16 protein-coding genes and 1 riboswitch are annotated in these 16,489 nt (G+C 53.8%); of the genes, 6 read left to right on the top strand and 10 right to left on the bottom strand.

The annotated features are described in order from the left end of the window. The first annotated feature begins 277 nt into the window (after nucleotides 1-277). A riboswitch (cyclic di-GMP riboswitch) is annotated at nucleotides 278-381 on the top strand. A gap of 34 nt (nucleotides 382-415) precedes the next feature. Next, nucleotides 416-559: an anti-repressor SinI family protein gene (locus tag NST04_RS01570; protein ID WP_341018495.1), complete on the top strand. Its 144-nt coding sequence runs from the start codon at nucleotides 416-418 to the stop codon at nucleotides 557-559. A gap of 145 nt (nucleotides 560-704) precedes the next feature. On the opposite strand, the gene NST04_RS01565 is transcribed toward NST04_RS01570, so the two are convergent. From NST04_RS01565 to NST04_RS01525, 9 genes are all read right to left on the bottom strand, one after another. Then, the gene (locus tag NST04_RS01565) at nucleotides 705-1,037 is read right to left on the bottom strand and encodes a helix-turn-helix domain-containing protein (RefSeq protein WP_036732876.1); all 333 of its coding nucleotides are present in this window, start codon (nucleotides 1,035-1,037) and stop codon (nucleotides 705-707) included. A gap of 262 nt (nucleotides 1,038-1,299) precedes the next feature. Next, complete coding sequence (locus NST04_RS01560; RefSeq protein ID WP_036695621.1) at nucleotides 1,300-1,890, bottom strand: TasA family protein; 591 nt, start codon at nucleotides 1,888-1,890, stop codon at nucleotides 1,300-1,302. 39 nt (nucleotides 1,891-1,929) lie between these two features. Continuing rightward, entirely contained in the window at nucleotides 1,930-2,526 is a 597-nt protein-coding gene (locus NST04_RS01555) for a TasA family protein (protein ID WP_341182889.1), read from the bottom strand. A 100-nt stretch (nucleotides 2,527-2,626) separates the two neighbouring features. Further along, entirely contained in the window at nucleotides 2,627-3,229 is a 603-nt protein-coding gene (gene sipW, locus NST04_RS01550) for a signal peptidase I SipW (RefSeq protein WP_341182888.1), read from the bottom strand. 1 nt (nucleotide 3,230) lies between these two features. Beyond that, a complete protein-coding gene (locus NST04_RS01545) occupies nucleotides 3,231-4,547 on the bottom strand; it encodes a hypothetical protein (RefSeq protein WP_341182887.1) in 1,317 nt (438 codons plus the stop codon). A gap of 743 nt (nucleotides 4,548-5,290) precedes the next feature. Beyond that, nucleotides 5,291-6,268, bottom strand: a complete 978-nt coding sequence (locus NST04_RS01540; protein WP_341182886.1) for an aldo/keto reductase — start codon at nucleotides 6,266-6,268, stop codon at nucleotides 5,291-5,293. A gap of 65 nt (nucleotides 6,269-6,333) precedes the next feature. Next, entirely contained in the window at nucleotides 6,334-6,546 is a 213-nt protein-coding gene (locus NST04_RS01535) for a hypothetical protein (protein ID WP_036699028.1), read from the bottom strand. Nucleotides 6,547-6,775: 229 nt separating this feature from the next. Then, nucleotides 6,776-7,369 (bottom strand): PadR family transcriptional regulator, encoded by a 594-nt coding sequence (locus NST04_RS01530; protein WP_305954397.1) that lies wholly within the window; start codon nucleotides 7,367-7,369, stop codon nucleotides 6,776-6,778. Beyond that, nucleotides 7,344-8,864 carry an MDR family MFS transporter gene (locus NST04_RS01525; protein ID WP_341182885.1) on the bottom strand — a complete coding sequence of 507 codons (1,521 nt, stop codon included), beginning with the start codon at nucleotides 8,862-8,864 and terminating at the stop codon, nucleotides 7,344-7,346. Before NST04_RS01525 ends, NST04_RS01530 begins: the two co-directional genes overlap by 26 nt. A 338-nt stretch (nucleotides 8,865-9,202) precedes the next feature. Between NST04_RS01525 and NST04_RS01520 the strand changes: the two genes are divergently transcribed. The 3 genes from NST04_RS01520 to NST04_RS01510 all read left to right on the top strand — a co-directional run bounded on the left by NST04_RS01520 (nucleotide 9,203) and on the right by NST04_RS01510 (nucleotide 12,622). Continuing rightward, complete coding sequence (locus NST04_RS01520; RefSeq protein ID WP_235218520.1) at nucleotides 9,203-9,481, top strand: metal-sensitive transcriptional regulator; 279 nt, start codon at nucleotides 9,203-9,205, stop codon at nucleotides 9,479-9,481. Between the two features lie 365 nt (nucleotides 9,482-9,846). Next, a complete protein-coding gene (gene copZ / locus NST04_RS01515) occupies nucleotides 9,847-10,047 on the top strand; it encodes a copper chaperone CopZ (protein WP_341182884.1) in 201 nt (66 codons plus the stop codon). Nucleotides 10,048-10,165: 118 nt separating this feature from the next. Continuing rightward, nucleotides 10,166-12,622, top strand: a complete 2,457-nt coding sequence (locus NST04_RS01510; RefSeq protein WP_341182883.1) for a heavy metal translocating P-type ATPase — start codon at nucleotides 10,166-10,168, stop codon at nucleotides 12,620-12,622. A gap of 164 nt (nucleotides 12,623-12,786) precedes the next feature. Here NST04_RS01510 and NST04_RS01505 read toward each other — a convergent pair whose 3' ends face one another. Then, complete coding sequence (locus tag NST04_RS01505; protein ID WP_341182882.1) at nucleotides 12,787-13,725, bottom strand: DMT family transporter; 939 nt, start codon at nucleotides 13,723-13,725, stop codon at nucleotides 12,787-12,789. 208 nt (nucleotides 13,726-13,933) lie between these two features. On the opposite strand from NST04_RS01505, the gene NST04_RS01500 reads away from it, so the two are divergent. Then, on the top strand, nucleotides 13,934-15,277 hold the full coding sequence (locus NST04_RS01500) for an aminotransferase-like domain-containing protein (protein ID WP_341182881.1): 1,344 nt from the start codon (nucleotides 13,934-13,936) through the stop codon (nucleotides 15,275-15,277). Nucleotides 15,278-15,450: 173 nt separating this feature from the next. Further along, the gene (gene nfsA / locus NST04_RS01495; RefSeq protein ID WP_341182880.1) at nucleotides 15,451-16,203 is read left to right on the top strand and encodes an oxygen-insensitive NADPH nitroreductase; all 753 of its coding nucleotides are present in this window, start codon (nucleotides 15,451-15,453) and stop codon (nucleotides 16,201-16,203) included. The last annotated feature ends 286 nt before the right edge of the window (nucleotides 16,204-16,489 follow it).

Raw genomic sequence — 16,489 nt, 5'->3', positions numbered from 1 at the left:
ATCTATACAAATGGGTAATTGTCTCTATACGAGGTTGCGCGCAGCGGTAAGACGGAGCAGTTAGAGTTCCCTTTAGTATATTTAAACTATTAGCTAGGGTTTGAACTTGGGACTGGAAATATTTATACAAGACGCTGGCAATTTCAGCTAAGTTTCCTCACATTTTATCATAAAAAAATTCCAGAAAACGACACACTAATCGCGCATGATCTTGTATAATGTTATTGCGGAGAACGGTTTCATCGATTCTTGCCAGATCCTTTCATGATGGAGAGGGTCCAGTTAAAGGTAAACCTGCCGAAAGACAGGGGCACAAAGTCTCGGATCTAAAGTAGAGATACTACAAAGTAGCAATACTACTATGATGGCCGGACTGCCTGGGGACGCGAAAATTCTAGGAGGAGATTTCTTGGATATGTCCAACCAGGGGAATGACGAGCTGCAGGCAGTAGATCTGGATTTAGAATGGGTGCACTTGCTGATGTCTGCCAAGCAGGCGGGGATCGCGGCGGAGGAGATCCGCCGGTTTCTAAGTGAGAAGGCGCTCCAGGCGATGTAAGGCGGTCATCATTGTTCGGATACATACAGAAAAGGCACAGCGTCCGGTACGCTGTGCCTTTTCTGTATGCCGCTTGAAAGCATGCCTTCGCCGAAGGCGGCCTCCCTGCCGTGCGGAGTCTTCCCTGTGACATACAATGCTGTGTTTAGTTGTCCTTTTGTTCCATGCGCCATTTCTGGTAATCGAGGAATTCCTTGAATTCACGTTTGCTTATACCGGAGGCCATAGCCTCCTGAACCAGCCGGAACCATTCCCCGTCCAGGGCCTGTTCTTCCGTCTCTGCCAGTCCGCCATACAGCAGTGCATGAATGGATACCTGAAGCGCGTCAGCGATTTTTTCGATGAATTGAATGGAGGGGTTGGATTGAATATTCCGTTCCACATTACTGAGGTATGATTTCGCCACATCAGCCTTATCCGCAAGCTCGGATAGCGAATAGCCCTTCTCCAGCCGGAGTTTGTGGATGCGGCTTCCCATAGTATCTGACACGATTACAACGCCCTCCGTACTTTTTTGGTAAAAGATAAGAAGTGATATGCTTCGCGCTATACCGTATCCCTATCTCTCTCGCGGAAACGGCACCGCCCGTTCATAGGAGGGACGGCAAAGCCGTTTTCACTTGTCAGTATAACAAAAAACCGCAAATCGGACAAAATCATTGAGCCGGCAGCCTGTAGAAAAGAAAATAGCACACCCGGCCCGGTTGGGGAAGGATGTGCTGTCTTGATGGATTCCTGATCTACTTGGCTTCTCCCACTCCTTGAAGAGCATCGAAGGTCCAGTTCAGAGCTAAGCCGTCACCCTGAAAAATGTTCTGATCGAGCGTATTGTCCACGAACTCGAAGGCGATCTTAAAGGTCTTGGAACCGGCTGCGGCAATCCCTCCCGGCAGGATACCTGCTGCTACGAGATCGTAGCTTGGGGTGTTCTTCAGATCCTTCAGGGAGATCTCGGACAGCACATGACCGCTTAGTGAACCGCCGGTGTACGAATTATCCAGGAGCTTGACCTTGAAGTGGTCTCCGAGATCCTGGCCCGCATTGTCGCCCTTGGCATCGGTTACGGTGTATGTGGTAGCGAGCTTGAGGAATTTGATATCCAGTGTGCCGTCATTGGACAAGGTAAAGGTGCGGACGGTGTAGTCTCCCGGCTTCAGATTCGTCAGCGCTACCGGAGTATTGAAGGAGGAGCCGAGCTTCAGCGTACCTGCGGCGAAGGTTGCGGTGCTTGTGGCTGTGGAGCTGAAGTAAGCGAAGGTGCCCCCGCCGATTAAAGACAAGCCCAGTGCTGCCGATGCTACGCCAAGACCCAATGTTTTTTTGATACCCATGATTGATTTCCTCCTCGAATGGTTTGTTTTGTTGGTAAATTATTTGAGACTGCCTTTTTCCTGGTTGGCTTCAAAATTCAGCGTCAGCGCAAGCGTATCGCCCTGATAATAGTTCTGCGGCTGGAGGGTTTCCTTGAAGGCAAACTGGATAGTCAGGTTATCCGAGGTACCGGCTTTAATGCCGGATTTCTCTCCGCCTAAGATCGCTCCGACAATTCCCCGGGCCACGAGATCGGGACTCTCTTTCTCCAGATCGGCCAGCGAGATGACCAGGAGCGGCAATTCTTGCTTATCCTTGTTCGCGAGGAAGGTCACAATAATATCATCCTTGAAATTATGGGAGCCGTTGTCTCCCAGAGCGTCTGTAATAGCCGATGAGGTGTGCAGTACCACTTTGGGAATGTTAAGCGTCCCGTCATTTATAAGCTTGAAATCTCTTAAGATGCTGTCTCCCGGCTTGAGGTTGCTGAGATTAACAATGACAGAGGGATCAGATTTAAGTGATAAAGTTCCGTTGTTAAAAGAAGATGAAGAAGTAGAAGTACTGCTGAAGTAAGCGAAGGTGCCTCCGCCGACCAGGGTCAAGCCTAATGCTGCCGATACAACTCCGAGACCTAATGTTTTTTTGACGTTCATTTGTTCATCCCTCTCTTAATGAGTCTATTGGGTGCATAGCCGGTGCTTCCGGCAAGCTGTATTGTGGCTCCGCGTTTCGTAAACGGGAGAGGACAATCGGTCATTGTACAAGGTCAGTCAAAGTATCAGGGGTGCCGGCGCTGGCTGCGGATGAGGAGACATTTTTCTTTTCCAGTGCCGCAACGGCCTTCCAGGAAGAATACAGCGCGTAGAGGAGCAGCAGCAGTCCGGGAATAATCATCAGCACTACGCTTCCGGCTTTGGAGACTGCGAAGCTCATGGCATAGCCCACATAGGGTACGGTTACACCGGTGTACTCACCTACTACATTCGTGGAGCTGACGGCTGCTGTGTCGGCGGCATCATTATTGTCGCCCTTGGTGGTGTAGCTGGCTTCCCCCAGTGCATTGTTCAGCTCGGCATCGACCACGCGGTGGGTGATCAGAATATTATCGGGATTCAGAAAAGTGATCACATCGCCTTTCTGAAAACGGGTCATGTCCCCGCCCGGCTTAATGGCTACAATGGAACCGGTCTGGATGCCGGGCTCCATGGAGCCGGACAATACCGTTTTGATCTGATAGCCGAAGAAGGAGGGCTCGCCGCCGGAGGCTTTGGAGATCACAACGGCTGTGATCAGCACCAGGAACACTAGCAGAATCAGTGTGGAGATGATCGTATTGGCTATTTTTCGGATGCGCATCTTATTCGCCGCCTTTGCTGGTGTCGGATTGTGGAGACGGTGTAGCTGTAGGAGAAGGCTGCCCGCCGTCCACGACAGTACCTGGAATTACGCTGCCTGGTTCATGATCTGGAGTTGCCACCGGTAAAAGAATCTCAGGCGCAGGCGTGGCCGCTGGAGCAATAACCTCTGCTGCTGCTGAAGCTGTGGGGACTGGATTGTCCTGTACAGGAGCTGTTGGAGCGGGCTCCTCTGCCGGCTGGCTTTTGTCGGGAGGACTGGTTGCGGGCGGCTGGTTCTGGGCTTGTTCATGCTCCAGCTTCAGCGCTTCGTCAGCAGCCTTCTGCTTCTCTAGGGCGAGCCGTTCGGCTTCCTCCGCTCTGGCTTTCTCGGTCTTTTCAAGTGCCAGGCGTTCCTCTTCCTCTTGCTGTGCCTTCGCCTTGTCCTCAAGGGCCGTCTTGGCGTCAGCGATTTCTGCCAGCCGTTCCTGCAAGGTGTGGATTGTGGAGGACAGGGTATCCTTGGACGCCGTTAATTCGGTGTTCAACTGCTCGTACGCGGCCAGCAGCGCGGGGGAGACCTGCGAATCTGCCTGATAGGCGCTGGTTACGAACGAGAGGATAGGCTCCTCGGCTGGGAAGCTGTAGTCATCCTGCCGGAGTAAGATGCGGTCGGGATTGCCGGTAGGCAAGGATCCGCCGATATCATGAATCGAGCCGAGGTATTGCACAATTCCGCTTAACGTCTCCGCCAGCGTCTCCGACAGAATCCCGCTTTGATGAAGACTCTCTTGAATCTGGTCGAAGAACTGTGCATCACGGATTTCCAGACAGTTAGGATCGAGATTCACCATATAACCTCCGAGCTTGTGCAGGATGGCCGCTGCGTAGCCAATTTCCTGCAGGATTTGTTGCCAGACCGTCCCGTTGAAGCTTAGTTGCTTATCCAGCAGATCGATCTCGCTGCCAGCTTGAGTGAGCTCAGACGAGAGTTCGTCCGCAGCCTGACCCAGCTCTGCAAGCGATAGCTCTCCGGTAGCGGCTGAGGAGGTGTTATACACTCCACTGATGCTATGGCTGCCAAGGGAAGATTTCAGCTCTATGAGGGTGCTTAGGTGCCCGCTGAATTCGGACAACAGCTGTTCAATCTGACCCGGGAATACCGAGCACAGCCCGATGGAGCTGATCTGCTCCTGTGAGGTGTTGAACTCTCCATAGGTGCTGCCGATCTGGCCCGAGGTGTAGATCAGAAGCACAGAGACAGCCATACCCGATTGCAGAATCCGCAGGCCGAGCCTCCTGGTTTTTCGTTTGCGCCGCTTGGCAGATCTGGGGTACATAGCTAAGCCCCCTCTCAACTTGCTAATGAGTTATTCGTTATATTCGTTCTTAATAAAGAACGATATCGTAAACAAATCATACACTGCGCCGCTTGAAAAAGAAAAATCTTAATTTCAGCGGAATGTTCGCAATAAAGTACGAATTGGGTGCGATATCTCGCTGTATCTGCGGTTATCGCTGTTTTTCACAAATGTTCTTTATAAAGAACGAACGGGACGGGTGGGAGGAGCGGAGAAAGGTGAGAGAAAGATGAGGGGGAGATGAAGTGAATAGGCGTTGTTCGCAGATAGTGGGCGGTTAGCGGAAATGAGGGGCACAAGTGCACCTTAATGGGGCGAAAGTGGGGGAGAGCGGAAATGAGGAAGGTAATCGGGCTCAATGTATGCGAAAAAGCGAATACAATCAGTCAGCTGCATCAGTTGGCTAAACGAAGGGGCTGTCCCAAAAGCAGCGATTCTTCCGTTAATGGAGAATCGCTGCTTTCTTTTTTGGGAAGAGAATTCAAATGATATTCTCTTATGATTTGGGTGTTTCGTATACCGCTTAAACAGCGATTGGAACAACGTTCTATTTGCGGAGCGTCCACCTAAGTGCTTACGTTGATCCTACTCCACAATAAAGAGCTGTCCCAAGCAACCAATTCATCGCTTTTGGGACAGCCCTCTCCGCTAGTTTTATGAAAATGTCCGGTTTCGCCGAATCTGAACCTGTTCAATCAGGTGATTTCTGGTGAAATCCAAGTTCAGGGTAGCTTCTCCCCGCGCGAGGTGACGTACAGCTCATACCATTCCTTGCGGGATAGCTCTAGCTGGTCCGCGCCTGCACAGGCAGCGATCCGCTGCGGATTCACTGTGCCGATAACAGGCTGAATGGCTGCGGGATGCGTCATCAGCCAAGCCAGCACGATAGCCTCGGGTGTCGCGTCCTTCTCGTCAGCAAGTCTCCGTACCATGGCCGCTGTATTCACGACATTCTCCGGCTGGCCTTCAAGCGGCCGTCCGCTGAAGAGTCCCTGGGCCAGCGGGCCCCAGGCCTGTAGCTGGATATTCCCGGCACGGCAATACTCCATGGTGCCCTCCGGGAACGTAATGTCCTTCCACGGGTCGCGGTTCACGCTGAGTACGGCGTCGACCCAGCTGATCCGGGACAAGCTCATATGCAGCTGGTTGACAATGAACGGCTCGTCGCAATAGGTCTGTAACAGCTGGATCTGGGCGGCGCTCATGTTGGAGACGCCGAAGTGGCGCACCTTGCCGGAGGCCTTGAGCTGATGCAACGCTTCCGCCACCTCTTCGGGGTCCATTAACGGATCGGGCCGGTGCAGCAGCAGAATATCAATATACTCTGTGCCCAGCCGTGCGAGAGTTCCATCAACGCTGGACAGAATGTGCTCCCTGGAGAGGTCGAAGCTATTGGAGAGGTCTCCCGGCTCCATCAGCTTGATGCCGCATTTAGACTGGAGGAGAATGTCCTCGCGCAGCCCCGGACGTTCCTTGAAGATTTGCCCGAACACCTTCTCCGCCTTGCCCCGGGTATAAATATCCGCATGATCAAAAAAATTAATACCTATAGACAGCGCCGCATCCAGTGCCTCATGTCCCTGCTTCATATTCGCAGCTGTGACCGGTTCGCGGTCCCAGCCTCCTCCCAGTCCCATGCAGCCCAGCGCGATACGGCTGGCAGGTATGCCGCGCCGGTTAAGGGGTAACGCCTTCAGCAAAGTGATCCCTCCATAGTATTCAGCTTGAGAATGCTCCGGTTATGCTACCGGACAAGCCTACACCTTTAGAACCCGGTGTGGTATCGCTTGTCGCTGGAGGAACGGTGCTTCGTGGTCTCTTTATCCTTCTCTTCCTCTTTCTCGAGTGTCAGGTCCTCTACGGGTATCGGGTCCACATGCTGCTGGCTCTCATCTACATCGAACAGGCTGGGCTTGTCTGTAGGGTATTGCTCCGGGTGGTCACGCTCGTCTCTGATCGGCTTTTTGTCATCGCTCATAGCGGCTTCACTTCCCTTTCCAGAGTATCCGTCAGGCGGGGGTTGGCATTCAGTCCAGTTGCCTAAGCCGCTCGCCGGCGGTTTGCTCCCTACATAAACACATATTGTCTTCGCTAAACAGTTACAGCGGCTGAAATCCGCGATACGAGGACGTACTCCAGACACCAAAGGGACTGCCTGCTGCCGGTAACGGCAGAATAGACAATCCCCCTGGTTCATAGGTGTTTTATTAGTCTCCGATAATCGGTCTGCCGATATCATCCAGTCTGCGGACGGCTACATCCTCATACAGGCGCTTCAGCCATTTCAGCTCGGTCTGGCTATGTTCATATCTGCCGTACATCATATGCAGCACCGAGCGGGGCACGATGGAGATATGCTCCTCGTATACTTGATAGGCATAATTCACCTGATGCTCCGCCTCCCGGATGCGTTCCTCCAGCAGCTTCGCCACCTTGCCCTGGTCGATATGACGCGCGAGGGCAAGGGCCATGTACAGCGGATGATACGGCGGATCACTTTTCTTAATCTGCTGGAGAATGAGCTGCTCCATCAATTCTTTGCCTTTATCCGTAATGCGGTAGATGGTCTTATCCGGCCGGTCCGGGCTGTGAATGATCTCCACCGCCTCGATGTGGCCGCCTGCGGCCAGTTTGTCCACGGCGTAATATAAGGAACCGGTCTGAAGCTTGATGACTTGATCCATAGAGCGTTCCTTCATGACCAGGGTAATCTCGTAGGGATGCATATTCCGCTCCAGCAAAAGTCCCAGAATCAGCAGCTTCATCGGCATGGGCTTACCGCTGACCTTGATTTGCACCATGCTGGCTGCCCTGCGGCAGCAGACGGTCCTTCGGCATCAGAAGGACGAACACCACCGTAAGCACCGCCGGAACGATGGCCCACAAGAAGGTATGTGAGATCGACGAAGACAGTGAGTTCGTGATTTTCTCCAGTACAGGCGCCGGAATCTGTGCTCTGGCCTCGGGTGTTAACGCGGAACGCGGGTCGCCGAAGGAAGCGGCCTGCCCGCTGTCTCCGAAGGCTGTGCTCAGCTCGGAGGCGAAGTGGTTACGCTGGATAATGCCGAAGATTGTAATCCCCAGCGTCATCCCGAGCGAGCGCATGAAGGTACTGGTGGACGTTGCCGAACCGCGCTGGCGCATGTCGAAATGCTGGATCGAAGACAGGCTGAGCACGGAGAAGGAGAAGCCCACACCGAAGCCGGTCAATGCCATGAAGGCATTAAGCGCCATCCGGGGGGTCTCCGGGGTCAAGGTGCTGAGGGAATAGATCCCGCCCACGAAGCAGACTGCTGACAGCAGCATGATGTTGCGGAAGCTCGTTTTGGTGGTAAGCAGGCCGCCGGACTGGCTGCCGATTACGGTGCCAATCATCATCGGCATCAGAATCAGGCCTGAGTTGGTGGCGGAGCCGCCGTATACCCCCTGGACGTATATTGGGATATATACCGTGGCTACGATGAATGCTGAACCATAGAACAAGCCAAGTATACTGCTGGTTGCGAACAGGCGCCCCCGGAACATGGCGAAGGAGATGACCGGCTCTGCCGCGAATTTTTCAATGATAATGAAGGCGATCAGAAGCACGGCGAACGCAGCGAACAGTCCGAGAATGGCCGCAGAATCCCAGGCATACTGATTACCGCCAAGCTCCAGGGCGAACATCAGGCAGATAATCCCTGCCACCAGGGTGAACGCGCCGCCCCAGTCAATCCGTTGCTTGGAATGCGTGATGGATTCCTTGTAGGAGGTCATAATAAGGAAGAACGAGACAATCCCGATGGGCAGGTTAATATAGAAAATCCAGTTCCAGCTCACATACTCGGTGATATACGCACCAAGCAGAGGCCCGATCACACTGGAGATTCCGAAGACAGCACCGAAGAGTCCGGTGAGCTTACCTCTTTTCTCAGGCGGGAAGATGTCAAAGACAATCGTGAAGGCAATCGGCATGAGTGCTCCGCCGCCAATCCCTTGTATCGCACGGTAAATACTGAGCTGGGTAATGCTCGCCGACGTTCCGCACAGGGCGGAGCCGATCAGGAACACGATAAGCCCGAAGATGAAAAACCGTTTGCGTCCGTACATATCGGACAATTTGCCGAAGATTGGGGTTCCGGCCATAACCATGACCATGTAGGCGGAGGTGACCCAGACGATTTTATCCAGTCCCCCGAGGTCGGAGACAATCGTGCCCATAGCTGCGGCAACAATGGTGTTATCCATGGCTGACATCAGAATACCGAGCAGCAGTCCGACAATGACGAGCTTGAGATTACTTTCTTTGCTGTGCATGTTAAGCTCCTTTATGTTTAAAATTCAATGGAATTTCATTATAGTCAAATTTGAATAGGGTGGCAATTGTTTTTTTTCAAGAGAACCTACAGGTTGGGAGCTGCTGGGAACTTGCATGCGTGTACTTGGTATTCCTTATCTGCCGGTCCTTTATTCCTGCTGAAATAGGGCAAAGTATCTGGAGGAGGGAAAAAAGGATGCTTGTCACCTGAGGTCTTGACATACCCGTGGGGGGTATATTATATTGGTACATAAGGAGGCTGATTCCTGTGTCTACAAATGAGAAGGACCCTGCCGGACAGGATTGTGCAGAAGCCTGCCATTCTACTGCTTCCGGTGTGCGTAAGAGTCATCATTCCCCGGAATTCAAGAATGGGCTGACGACCCGGCTGAACCGGATTGAAGGGCAGATCCGCGGAGTCAAAGGCATGATTGAACGGGATACCTATTGTGATGATGTGCTGAATCAGCTGGCGGCGGTGCAGGCGGCCCTGAACAGTGTGGGCAAGCTGCTGCTTGAAGGCCATATGAAGAGCTGCATTATCGAACGGATCGAAGCCGGTGAGCATGAGGTGATTGACGAACTGCTGGTTACGGTGAACAAGCTGATGAAATAAAGGTTGTGCTTTGTATGGGATTTAATAGTTCGAATTCTCCAGGCTGTGGTGAGGAAGAAAAAAGAATAACGACCAAGGGTCTGATTGTACTTTGTGCAATAGAATTCCTGCTTAACGATTAAAATATCCATTCTATTGTATTCCGTACAATTGAAGTCAGGGAAATAAGCTGAAAGAGCCTAAAAGCAGAAAATCTACTGTACAAAATACAATAGATTCCATTCAAAGGCTGATTTATCCGGCATCTGTTGTACAAAGTACAATCAAGCACAGCTATCCTTTCCTCACGCAACAAATTATATATCCGGTTGTAGAATATGAACACAAATTAAGCCTGTACCAACAATAATTAGGAGGTTATTCAAATGTCGAATGTAACACTGAATGTTGAAGGAATGTCCTGCGGTCATTGTGTAAGTGCTGTAGAGAAGGCTGTGAGCGGTGTAGGCGCTGCGGCGAAGGTGGATCTGCCGGCGAAGACGGTGGCTGTTGAATTCGATGAGAATAAGGTAAGCCTGGATAAGATCAAGGCCGCTATTGAAGATCAGGGCTACGACGTAGTGTGAGCTAATTGTTGTAATATAAGGGCTTGGAGCAGGGAACCCTGGGGAACAGGGCCGGGCGCCAATGCCTTTTCTTTTCAAGATAAATATACCCCTTGGGGGTATACGGAGGTGCGTGAGAATGGAAAAGAGTACAGAATCGGCCCCGCAGCAGCAGGCCACGCTGCAAATTACCGGAATGACCTGCTCCGCCTGTGCGACGCGGATTGAGAAGGGCTTGTCCCGCATGGAGGGGGTATCCCGGGCGAATGTCAATCTGGCGCTGGAGCAGGCTACGGTAGGCTTCGATCCAGCCGCTATGGATGTGCCGCAGATTGAGGAGAAAATCCGCTCCCTTGGCTACGATACGCTGAAGGAGTCGGCGGATTTCGATATAACAGGAATGACCTGTGCGGCCTGCTCGTCGCGCATTGAGAAGGTGCTGGGACGGATGCCGGGGATCGCGGCTGTGAATGTCAACCTGGCGCTGGAGACTGCCCACGTGGAATATTCGCCGGGCAATGTCAGTACAGCCGAGATTATGGATAAGGTGAGCAGCATCGGCTATAAGGCGTCACTTAAGCAGGACCGGAAGGATATCGCGGAGCAGCGCAGTGAAGAGATTACACGCAAGCGGAATAAGTGGATGATCTCCGCGTTGTTGTCTCTCCCGCTGCTCTGGGCCATGGCGGGCCACTTCTCGTTCACAACCTGGATCTGGACGCCTGAGCTATTCATGAATCCCTGGTTCCAGCTTGTGCTGGCGACCCCGGTTCAGTTCGTGATTGGCTGGCAGTTCTATGTCAGCGCCTATAAGGCGCTCAAGAATGGTAGTGCCAACATGGATGTGCTGGTGGTGCTGGGCACCTCTGCGGCGTATTTTTACAGCTTATACCTGACGATTGATTCGCTGAAAATGAGCGGGATGCACCACACCGTGGAGCTGTACTTCGAGACCAGTGCGGTTCTGATCACGTTAATTCTCGTAGGCAAGTGGTTAGAAGCGCTGGCGAAGGGGCGTTCATCGGATGCGATCCGCAGCCTGATGGGGCTTCAGGCCAAGACAGCGCTGGTGCTGCGTGACGGCGCAGAGCTGAGTATTCCTGTGGAAGATGTAGTGATCGGCGATATTGTGCTGGTGAAGCCCGGCACGAAGGTGCCTGTAGACGGTGAAGTCGTTGAGGGATTGTCCTCCGTCGATGAATCCATGCTCACAGGCGAGAGTATCCCGGTGGAGAAGAAGCCGGGGGATTCCGTAATCGGAGCTACGATGAACAAGAACGGAATGCTGCGGGTGAAAGCCCGCAAGGTCGGCCGTGATACGGCGCTGGCACATATCATTAGAGTCGTGGAGGAAGCGCAGGGCTCGAAGGCACCGATCCAGCGGATTGCTGATGTCATCTCCGGGATCTTCGTGCCGATTGTGATTGGTATTGCTGCTGTAACCTTCGGGGTCTGGTATATCTGGGGAGCGCCGGGGCAGTTTGCAGAGGCCCTGGAAAAAGCCATTGCGGTGCTTGTCATCGCCTGTCCTTGCGCACTGGGACTGGCGACGCCAACCTCCATTATGGCCGGGTCCGGCCGGGCCGCCGAGTTCGGCATCCTGTTCAAGGGCGGGGAGCATCTGGAAGCTGCGAAGGGCGTGAAGGTGGTGGTCGTGGATAAGACCGGGACCGTGACCAACGGCAAGCCTGTGTTGACCGATATTGTAGCAACTACCGCAATTGCTGCGCAAGGCCGGGTGCTTGGCGAGAACCGGCTGCTGGCCATAACAGCGGCTGCGGAGAAGCTCTCGGAGCATCCGCTGGCGGAGGCCATTGTGGCTGGAGCACAGGGCAGAGGAATCGACCTGCCGCCTGCGGGCCAATTCGAGGCGGTACCGGGCCGCGGGGTATCGGCGGTTGTAGACGGCCAGCAGGTAAGTGTAGGCACACGGCGGATGATGGTGGAGAACGGGCTGGATATCGAGCCGTGGACAGGGATCATGACCAAGCTGGAGCAGGAAGGCAAAACAGCGATGCTGGTAGCTGTCGATGATGCGGTAGCGGGAGTGATTGCCGTGGCTGACACGATTAAGGATACCTCACGCGAGGCGGTAGCCCGGCTGCATGCTATGGGTATTGAGGTTATCATGATTACCGGAGACAACAAGATTACGGCCCAGGCGATTGCGGATCAGGCGGGCATCCGCACGGTTCTGGCGGAGGTGCTGCCTGAGGGCAAGGCGGAAGAGATCCGCAGGCTCCAGAGCGGCGGAGTCAAGGTAGCCATGGTCGGTGACGGCATCAACGATGCTCCGGCGCTGGCAACCGCGGATACGGGCATGGCGATCGGCACCGGCACGGATGTGGCGATGGAGGCGGCGGACATCACGCTGATGCGCGGCGATCTGATGAGCATCCCGGATGCGATCCTGATGAGCCGCAAGACCATGCGCAATATCAGGCAGAATCTGTTCTGGGCGCTGGCCTACAATACGCTCGGCATCCCGATTGCGGCGCTCGGCTTCCTGGCCCCTTGGCTGGCCGGAGCCGCGATGGCGTTCAGCTCTGTATCCGTTGTACTGAACGCGCTGCGTTTACAGCGCGTCAAGCTGTAAGAATGATGCGGCCAGCCGCAGCCGGATTCATCCGGACGGACAGAAGGCCGCAACGCAAAGAATCGCCGGCGTGTATCTGCCGGCGATTCTTTTTTAAAAAATATAAGAAGTTATATGTTTCACACGATAACTTATCCTTCTAGGCGAATTCAATCTATGCTGCTTTATTCGCTGGCTGCTGCGGAAGCCGCAGCGTGCTTTTTCCGGCCCAGCAAGTTCGTGCCAATGACCCCGGCGATGATCAGGAAGGAACCGATCCAGTGATAAACCGTGATCTGCTCTCCCAGGAAAATTGCTCCGGCTGCAATGGATACGATGGTGGAGAGGTTGGTGAACACGCTCATGAGTGAGGCCTCGATTTTGGATAAAATATAGGTGGAAGTCAGTGTTGTGACCAGCGAAGCTACCACCCCCAGATATACGGCGGACAGGACAAACGTTGCGCTTCCCAGCGGATTCAGGAACTCCCCAAGCGTCCCGCTGACGGTATGTCCGGTAAGCGAAATGATCAGGAAGGTGGCGAAGCCGACCCCCATCATCAGGTAGCTGAGCTCAGCGGGGCTGAAGTGGCTGGAGAGGGAGCGGGCCAGCACACTGTACCCGGCAAAAGCGAGACAAGTCATGAACAGCAGCACAATTCCGGTCATATTAGACAGCTGGATGCCGCTTCCCTTCATGACGAAGATGAACACTACGCCGAATACCGAGAGGAAGATGCACAGCTTTTGCAGCAGAGTGGTCTTCTCTTTCAGGAATATCCCGGCGATGATCATAGTCACCACCGGAGTGAACGAATAGAGGATGCCTCCCTCGGCTGAGGTGGCGCGCTGAAGTCCGAAGACTTGCAGGGTGAAGAAGCCGAGCGGATACATCGCGGCGAGCAGCAGGGCCCGGCCAATCGGCTTGCCCCGGTAGGATACCTTAACCCAGCCGAGGGCGACCGGAACTGACATCACGGCAAAGGAGGCAGCGAACCGGAAGGTCAGCGTGTCGAGCGGCCCGGCATGAACCAGAGCTACTTTGGTGAACAGGAAGGAGAAGCCGATAATGACCGCATTGAGTACGGCGAAGCTGTAGGCCAGCTTGAGTCCTTGTTTGTGCATGGGTACATCTCCTTGTAGGTTAGTGAAGATTGGATGCTGTAAACATTCGATCTATTACTTTAAAATTAAAGGAAAAAGCGTACACCAACAATACAAGGTTTCCCCAACTGTACCGGTACAGTCTGCCGTGATCCCTATATAATAAGGGAAGAATAATAGGATAAAATACACGGCATAGCATGGTAATGACGGCGAACGGAGGCGGGCGATGAACAAGTATCATCAGGTGATCACAGAGCTGGAGCGGCAGATGAAGGAAGGGCAGTACCGCCCGGGAGATAAGCTGCCGTCTGTGCGCAGGGCTTCAGAAATCTACGGCTGTAGCGTCAGTACCATACTGAAGGCTTACGGGGAGCTGGAGCGGATGCATACGATCTACTCTATTCCGCAGAGCGGATATTACATGGTGGACAAGAGTGATGATTCGGCAGCGGCTAGAAGCGAAGGGACAGTTGATTTTGCTTCGGCATCGCCGGATCTGAACGTTTTTCCTTACCTGGACTTCCAGCATTGCCTCAATAAGGCGATTGACCAGTACAAATACCATCTGTTCACCTATGGGGATGCCCTGGGGCTTGCGACGCTGCGCCGCACCCTGGTATCGCATCTGGCCGAGTATCAGGTGTTCGCGAAGGCGGAGTCGATCCTGATTACCTCGGGGATTCAGCAGGCGCTGGAGATACTGGCGAGAATGCCTTTTCCCAGCGGCAGGACGGAGATTCTGGTGGAACAGCCGGGGTATGATATTTTTTTGAGGTATTTGGAGGCTGAGGGGCTGCCGGTGAGCGGAATCGGGCGTTCGGCGGCGGGCATTGACCTGCAGGAGCTGGAGGAACGGTTCGCCAGCGGGAGATTTAAATTTTTTTACACGATGCCCAGATATCACAACCCCCTTGGGACAACCTACAGCACAGAAGAGCGCAAGGCCATTGCCGGACTGGCAGCCAAATACGATGTCTATATCGCCGAGGATGATTATATGGCGGATCTGGGGATCGGACGGCGCTATGACCCCATTTATGCGTATGACCAGACTTCCCATGTCATTTATCTCAAAAGCTTCTCCAAAATCATCTTCCCGGGCCTTAGGCTCGGTGCGGTGGTGGTACCGGAGCTGCTGCTGGAGAGCTTCCGCTCCTATAAAGGCTATACAGATACCTCGCTGCTGTCGCAGGCTGCGCTTGAGGTATACATCAAGAACGGAATGTACGGGCATCACAGGCACAAGATCAAAGCCATGTACGCCAAAAAAATCCGCGCGGTATACGAAGCGCTCGGGCAGCATAATACAGACGGCTTAATCGAAGCTTCTGCGGACAGCTCCGGCATCTATATCCAGTTCAAGCTGCCGCTTACCGTTAATCTGGAGCGTCTGGTTAAGCGTCTGGGGGAACGCAAAATTCAGGTGGTACCCGGTAACGGCTTCTATCTGCCGGGCTACCAGGCCCGGGACAAATTCCTGCGCATCAGTATTTCCCGTGCGGGGCTTACGCAGATTGATGAGGGAATCCTGGCGATTGTCCAGGAGGTGAAACGCGGGAGCGGGTGGTAGAGGCGGAAGAGGCGAAAGGGGAGGAAGAGGAGGAAGAGGCGAAAGAGGGCGGAAGAGAAGGAAGAGGCGAATGAGGGACGAAGAGGCTGGAAGGAAGCCCCCCCCTTGTTGTCTGAGCTGCGAAATGGGATCATAATAGGCTTATTATAGGAGTGAAGAAAGGCGGAACGATAATGAAACCTACGAATGAAACCCTTGAGCTGTTGAACCGTCATACCTCTGTCCGCCAGTATCAGGACAAGCCGGTCAGCGACGAACTGCTGGCAGCAGTCATTGGAGCGGGGCAGATGGCTTCGACCTCCAGCAATGTCCAGGCGTACACGGTTATTGCTGTAACCGAGCCTGCGCTTAAAGAGCAGCTATCCGTTTTGTCCGGTAATCAGGGCTACATCAAGCAGTGCCCGGTCTTTCTGGTCTGGTGTGCGGACCTGTACCGGCTGCGGGAAGCGTCGGCTCCGCATTTGCAGGGGAAGCCTTCCTATGAGGACACGGCCGAGAATCTCATTGTAGCGACTGTCGATGTGGCGCTGGCTGCGCAGAATGCTGCCGTTGCGGCAGAGTCGCTCGGCCTTGGCATTGTCTACATTGGCGGCATCCGCAATGAGATCGCTGCGGTATCTGAGCTGCTCGGCCTGCCGGAGCTGGTCTATCCGGTCTTCGGCATGTGCCTCGGGTATCCGGCCGCCGCGAACGGCATCCGCCCGCGCCTGCCGCAGGCGGCGGTGCTGCATCATAACGGCTATAATGCCGAAGCCGCAGTGGAACAGGCCCGGGTGTACGACGCGATCTCCAGCGACTACATGCGCGAGCGTACCGGCGGCCAGAGCGCAGCCTCCTGGTCGGAGATGATGGCGGGCCGGCTGGCTCAGCCTGCCCGGCTGCACATGAAGGAATTCCTGCTTAGCAAGGGATTCATTCAGAGGTAGTGAACAGAAAGGCCTTCTCCAGAGTCTGTGGGGGAGGCCTTTTTTTGATTGGAGGAGGATAGACCGAACGTATGCGTAAAGCCCAATATTGTAGGCTGGCGCGAAGGTACATAGGCTCAATACGCCACAGCCAGTAACAAATATTGAAATTTCCTGCACGAATTGCAACAATGCTGCCCAATATAAGCGGCCTATGAAGAAATGCTGCACAAAATGCAACAAAGCCAGCACACACGTGCTCAAAACACCGAAATTCCTGCAAATGATGCAACAATGCACCGCAGCC

Origin of the sequence: Paenibacillus sp. FSL H7-0756 (assembly GCF_038006765.1) — a bacterium.
Classification (GTDB): domain Bacteria; phylum Bacillota; class Bacilli; order Paenibacillales; family Paenibacillaceae; genus Paenibacillus_AQ.
Note: the sequence above shows the minus strand (reverse complement) of the source record. Positions and strands in the feature narration are given on the sequence as shown.